Source organism: Campylobacter sp. W0014, assembly GCF_020135975.1.
Classification (GTDB): domain Bacteria; phylum Campylobacterota; class Campylobacteria; order Campylobacterales; family Campylobacteraceae; genus Campylobacter_D.
Genome location: NZ_JACHTR010000039.1, coordinates 1 through 6125, shown reverse-complemented (window position 1 = coordinate 6125; position 6125 = coordinate 1). Strand labels below are relative to the sequence as shown.

The 6125-nt window shown below is 25.1% G+C and carries 6 protein-coding genes; all 6 read left to right on the top strand.

Going from position 1 to position 6125, the window contains the following annotated elements; genetic code table 11:
• A partial coding sequence (locus H2277_RS08525; protein WP_337201900.1) for a hypothetical protein occupies positions 1-355 on the top strand: 355 nt, incomplete at its 5' end.
• A gap of 1 nt (position 356) precedes the next feature.
• Complete coding sequence (locus H2277_RS08520; RefSeq protein ID WP_337201899.1) at positions 357-3101, top strand: glycoside hydrolase family 104 protein; 2745 nt, start codon at positions 357-359, stop codon at positions 3099-3101.
• A gap of 1 nt (position 3102) precedes the next feature.
• Complete coding sequence (locus tag H2277_RS08515) at positions 3103-3657, top strand: hypothetical protein (RefSeq protein ID WP_337201898.1); 555 nt, start codon at positions 3103-3105, stop codon at positions 3655-3657.
• 1097 nt (positions 3658-4754) lie between these two features.
• Entirely contained in the window at positions 4755-5003 is a 249-nt protein-coding gene (locus tag H2277_RS08510; protein WP_337201897.1) for a hypothetical protein, read from the top strand.
• 358 nt (positions 5004-5361) lie between these two features.
• Positions 5362-5703 carry a hypothetical protein gene (locus tag H2277_RS08505; protein ID WP_337201896.1) on the top strand — a complete coding sequence of 114 codons (342 nt, stop codon included), beginning with the start codon at positions 5362-5364 and terminating at the stop codon, positions 5701-5703.
• Between the two features lie 146 nt (positions 5704-5849).
• Positions 5850-6086 (top strand): hypothetical protein, encoded by a 237-nt coding sequence (locus tag H2277_RS08500; protein ID WP_337201895.1) that lies wholly within the window; start codon positions 5850-5852, stop codon positions 6084-6086.
• Positions 6087-6125: the final 39 nt, after the last annotated feature.

Genomic DNA, 6125 nt, shown 5'->3' with positions numbered 1-6125 from the left:
GGTAAGACTTTCACAAACTCAAAATGAGTATGGTTATACTCCACGACACGGTGAAACTTTGGCTGATGATAAAGTAGAACATATAATTAAAATACAATATTGCAATACCAGAGCTTTTTTATTGCAAAACAATTTTCACTCTCAAAATCTTGTATTTGAAAGTTTTAGGATGAAATTAAGAGAAGATGAGGATTTTAAAAGACAAATAAAAGAAAATACAATTTTTACTGAATTTGGTGAGACTATCGGTCCTAAAGCGTATGATTGGATAGTACAAAGTGATGCTTTTCTTGCCTATCGTTTTAATCAAGCTTTAACCTTAGCTTTTTTAAATGCTTATGATAAAGGAAAATAAAATGGAATTCGAAAAAATAAGCTTTGAAAAATATAATAAAATCAAAACATCACTCTTAATCTCAGTTGAAGGTTTAAAAACAGAAGTTTATAGGGATAATCAAGGTATAGCGACTATAGGCATAGGTATAAATATAGGACAAAAAAGTCTAAAAGGTATCTGGATAAAACTGATTTTATATTATTTATTTGGTTTAATAAAAGATCTTAAAGATATTCCTTATACACGATTTGATTCTGATATCACTTTAAAAGAAATCATTAAAGATACAAAAAGTTATAAATATAAAGAATATGAAACATTAATACAGGGTATTTCAAATAATATTTTTAAAACTTTGGAGACAGATATTAGAACTTCTACTCTCAATAAAATCATCAAGGATGCAATAGAAAATTATTGCAAGGAAACTGAACAAAAGCAAAGAAGTAATCCTAAGACAAGTTTAGAAGAACTTCAAAGATTAAGCGATGAGGATTTAAAAATAAATAAAGATAAACCCAATAAATATTTAGAATTTGAACTTAGCGAAGAACAAGCTGAAGAACTTTTTGAAATTATATCAATAAATTATGAATTAGACACCTTGCATTATTTTAAGAAGAAAAATATTCTTTTTTTTCATAAAAATAAGAACAAAAAAGAAGATAAAAAAGAATATTATCAAGAATTCATTCCTTTTGTGAGTGCCACTTATCAAGGTGGTAATTTTATCATGCAAAATAAACTTTTAGAAAAAGCATTCAATATTTATAAAAGTAGATTTTTTATTTGGGTTATTATAAGATATTTCATAGGCAAAGATGCAAGAAGAATGATATTGCAATCATGTATTTTTAATTTTAATGGAAAATTAAAAAAAGAAGAAGAAAGTGATGAAGAAAAACTTGATACTTGTATAGATATTTTCAAGGTATTAAATTTAATACATCCTACTGAAAAACAAACCTATTTTTCTTATTTTAAAACAATGGAACAACATATGCTTAAACAAATTAAAGCTGTAAAAACAGAATATGATAATAAAAATGTGGATATTTCTGGGTATAAAGTTTATAACTATGTCAATCCCAATGAATTGCAAGCTTTAGTAAGTATTTTAAAACCTTATGTAGAATATTTTAATGATGAAAAATTTATAGGCAAAGCTAAATTTGAGACTGAAAGTGATTTTAAAAAATATAAAGAAAAAGAAAGCGATAAAGAATATCGCTTTAAGGCTGAAAATATCTATGTTATGGATAATAGTAATTATAATGAAGTTTTAAGAGCTCTTAGAGAATACAAAAATACTCAAGAAACAAAAGAAAATATTTTAGTTTTTATTATAGAAAAAATTAATATGGAAATAAAAATTGATCAACCAAGCAATACCTATCTTTATATTAAGAGTGTAAAGGGTAATTGCTTTGATTGCTCTTGTATAAACAATCCTTTCAAAGAAAATACCAAGCAAAACGATAAAGCTGAACTTTTTTTGTATGAAAGATTAAGCAATGATAAAACAAAAACCACTTCTTTGGCAACTAAAGAGCTAGAAATGAAAGAAAAGGAAACAAATGATCAAGAATTAATTGCAAATTATAATGGCATAAACTATTGCTTTGATATACTTAATCAATTAAAGATTGAAAAAGATGATGAATTGCTTTTTACTCTTAGCAATTATTGTCATTATTTAGAAAATCGAGAAAATTCTCATATTTTAAAAACCGATCTTAAACCAGATAAAACTTATTCTACCTTAGGAATAGAACTTAAAGTTCCTAAAACCCAAGATACTTTTTGCAATAATGGAAACTTTACTATTAATATTAATGATATTGATTTACAAAAAATACAAAACTACACTAACAATACCATTACTGAGGGTACTCCTATTTATATTTATGTTCAAGAAAGCCAACAAAATTATGTTTGTAAGTTAGAAGATAAAGCACTTTCTCGCAATATATATTTAGATAGGACTTTAGAAAAAGATGAACAAGGTAATCTAAAACTTATAAATACTAAAAATATATTTATAGGTTTTAAGGCTTTTAGTAGTATAGCAATGGCAAATAATACTTTTTCGCAAAAACTACAAATATGCGTTGAAGATTTAAACAAAGGAGATAAAACGGTAAAATTTAACACCCCTTATTGTTATTTAATAGAAGATAAAGTATATGAAGAATGGAGAGAAGAAAAAGAGAGAAAAGAAATTGATATTAAGATAGCTAGATTAAAAGCCTTTATGTATGCTTTAAGATACGGAGAGGGAACACTTGGACAAAAAGGTTATAAAATTATTGTAGGTGGTGGTATGTTTAATGATTTTTCAAAACATCCTAATATATATATCAAAAAATTAGATTCAACTGCAGCTGGAGCTTATCAATTTTTATTTACAACTTGGAATGATATTGTTTTAAAATATGGAAAAAAATATGATATTAGTGATTTTTCTCCTAAAAATCAAGATAAGGCTTGTATAATATTATTATACAAATATAAGGAAGCTACTGATTTAATAATGAGTAACAAAATTGAAGAGGCAGTAAAAAGTAGAAAGGATAATCCTAGAAAAAGATTATATTATACATGGGCCTCTCTTCCAGATTCTCCTTACGACCAAAGAACGGAGACTATGGAAAATTTTATGACATATTACAATAAACATTTAGAAGAAGAACTACAAGGTATTTCAAATCTCGCAATAAGCAATCAGGAGATTGCGAAATTATTACAATTGTTAGGAGGCTAATATGATTAAAAAATACATTACAATTTTTATTATTTTACTAGGATTTGGATGTATCAGTGCAAGTCCTATATCAAAACAAACAACAAATCAATCAATTATATATAATGATTGGTTTAAACGACATGGAAAATGGAATTTTAAAAAAGCTTATAAAGCTAACAAAGCTCAAGGCAATAAAGGATATTCTTTTCAAACTAATTGGGCTATTCTTGATATGATTGCCAAAGATGATGTTGTGGGATTAAAATATATGTATGAAAAATTAAAACCCGATCCAGAACACGATATGACATTTTTTAATGGTATAGCCGTTCCTTCTGTAAGTTATGAACAACAAGCCATTGATAAAAGGAGCATAAAAGCATTAAAATTTTTACTTAAGAATAAAGTGATTGATATAAAAGCAACCATAGAGGATGAAAAAACACAAAAAGAACTTTCTTTATTTCAATATACAACTCAAAAAATTGAAGAAGCTAAAAATAAAAAGGATTTTAAAGCGGTATCAAACTATAAAAAGATATTAGAAATTTTACAAAGTTATAAAGAAAAATAAAAGTTTTACTACTGTAGGTGAATTAGCTATAAAAAATGAGATATATTTTAAGATAATAGTTTGGTGACACAAAAAATAAATTTAATATTTTTTTAAAAATCATAATATAAAATAAGGATATCTATAAACACGATAAAATTTCATATAAGACAAGTAGTGAAGGTGCTAATCTATACGAGTATGATTATTGACTTAACATCAGCAACCGAACAAAATCTTAATCTATTAATAAAAGATTTTTCTAAAATTGAAAGAATTTACATTGATAAATCAATATTATTAAACGAGCAATATTTTGACTTGGAAAAAGCTTGTAAAGGATAGAAATTTAATGAGAAGTCATTAAAAGAGTTTTTTAAAATCAGTCAAAAATATGAAGACTGGCAAACTTCTTACCGCATTTTTGATCAAATTCCTTGTGTTATTAGAGGAAGATTTTCTTTAGATAATATTAATTATTTTTTTGAAATTAATGCAGGTGGAAGCTTTGAAATTTGGAACAATAATCATAAATTTTATTTTGGTTGCGACAATAAGCAAAATAAAAAATGTGATATTTTTTTATTAGATTAGCATTTTGCTATATTTTTATGCAAGGCTATACAATGATCAATACTATTTTAATATGGTTATTTTGCATTTTTATACCAATATTGCTATTAAAACACAAATTTAGAGCCATTTTTATATTAGGTGCTTTTCTGATATTTTTTACTATCAATGATATATATTACATGATAATCAATGACAATATGCTAGGGTTATTACAAACTGTGTTTAACATAAACAAAACAACGTTTATTATTTATGAAAGTTGTTTGATTTTATTTTTTGTGGCTTTATTATTTATGGCATACAAAAAGCCAAAATTTCATACAATAATTTTTATTTATTTAACTTTATGCAATGCCTTATATCCTTTTAGTATTTTAGAGAAATTGTTATTTGGCAAGAGTATGGGGCTTATAAATTTTTGAAAAAATATAAAAGATAAGATCTTATAATGAAGCAAAACCGTAAAAAATAATGCAAAATTATACAAATTCTTGATGAAAACAATTGCTTTTATTACCACAACCAAATAAGGAAGCAGAACAATGAAATATATTTTTTTATTCTTAATGTTTTTAAGCATCACTTATGCTAAAGAATTTCCTACTTTTGTAAAGGATTGGCAAGGTATTTATGTAGCCGATAAACCAGCCTTTCAAATAAGTGATAATTGTTATAATGATGAGATGATGAATGGAATTTATTGTGAAATTAGATATTCTAAAAATGGTAGTACCTTTGATGATTGGAATACAAATTTTTACACAGAAAAACCAAATGATATATTAGAATAATCAATTTAAAATCTCCTACAAAAGCTATTATAAAAATATTTTCTATGGAGTATAATAACGATTTTTGCGATATTGAAGTTGAAAAACAAAATAATAGTATAGTCCTTATCAGGTAAATGCAAAATTGGAGATTTTATCTTGCATAAAGAAATTTTTACAAGATATAACAAATAAATAAAATCCAACAAAACTAAGAAAATTTATCTTCGACAAATGACAATAAATTTAAAATTGTTTATTATTTTTTAATAAAATCCATTTTACTAAAAGATTTTATTAAAATATTTTTACGAGAAATACACAAATTTCTATAAAATATTCTATAAAGTTTTATAAAAATAATTTAAAAAAGGAAAAAATGACACCTCTTACTACAAAAGATACTATTGTATGTCCTCACAATGGCAAAGTAGTTTTAAAATCAAGTCTTGGTAAAAACTTAACTGCAAATCACACTGCTCAGACTATCACTAAAAATGATCTACTTAATTCAGATATAATTGGCTGCACTAGAACTATCGCAGGAGTTAAAGTACCATGCACTAAAGTTACAAGCGTTGAAAGTGTATCTGGCTTGATAAATATTAACAATGATAATATAGTTGTTTGCGAAAAGTTAAATTTAAGTTCAACCGATAAGGGTTTTGCGTTAAGTTTGAAAGGAAAAGCTTTTCTAGAAAATAAGATGGATATAATATAGTTTTAAATAAGGTTTTAATTTATACCATAAAACACACTCAAATTTATAGAATATTTACAAACAAATATAAATAAAAATTTAATCACACAGTAAAACTTATAAAGCTTTGTATTTGATAAATCTTATTACCACATTAAGGAGAAAAAATGGCCTCAAATTCCTTTATGAGTCTTAATATATCAAATTCTACTTCAAATCCCCTACCCTTTAAAATCACTAAAGCCATCATCAAAGAAAGTCTTGAAGAACTTTTTTCTATAGAATGTGAAGGTTTTTTTGAAAGTTTAGATGAAAGCTTATTTAATCTAAGTCAAGATTTTAATTTTCATCCTAATGTTTTAATTGATCAAGAAGATTATTGCCAATATATCCATGCATTTTAGAAATTCCTACATGCCCAAGTGTTCCAAAGCGTCTTTCAA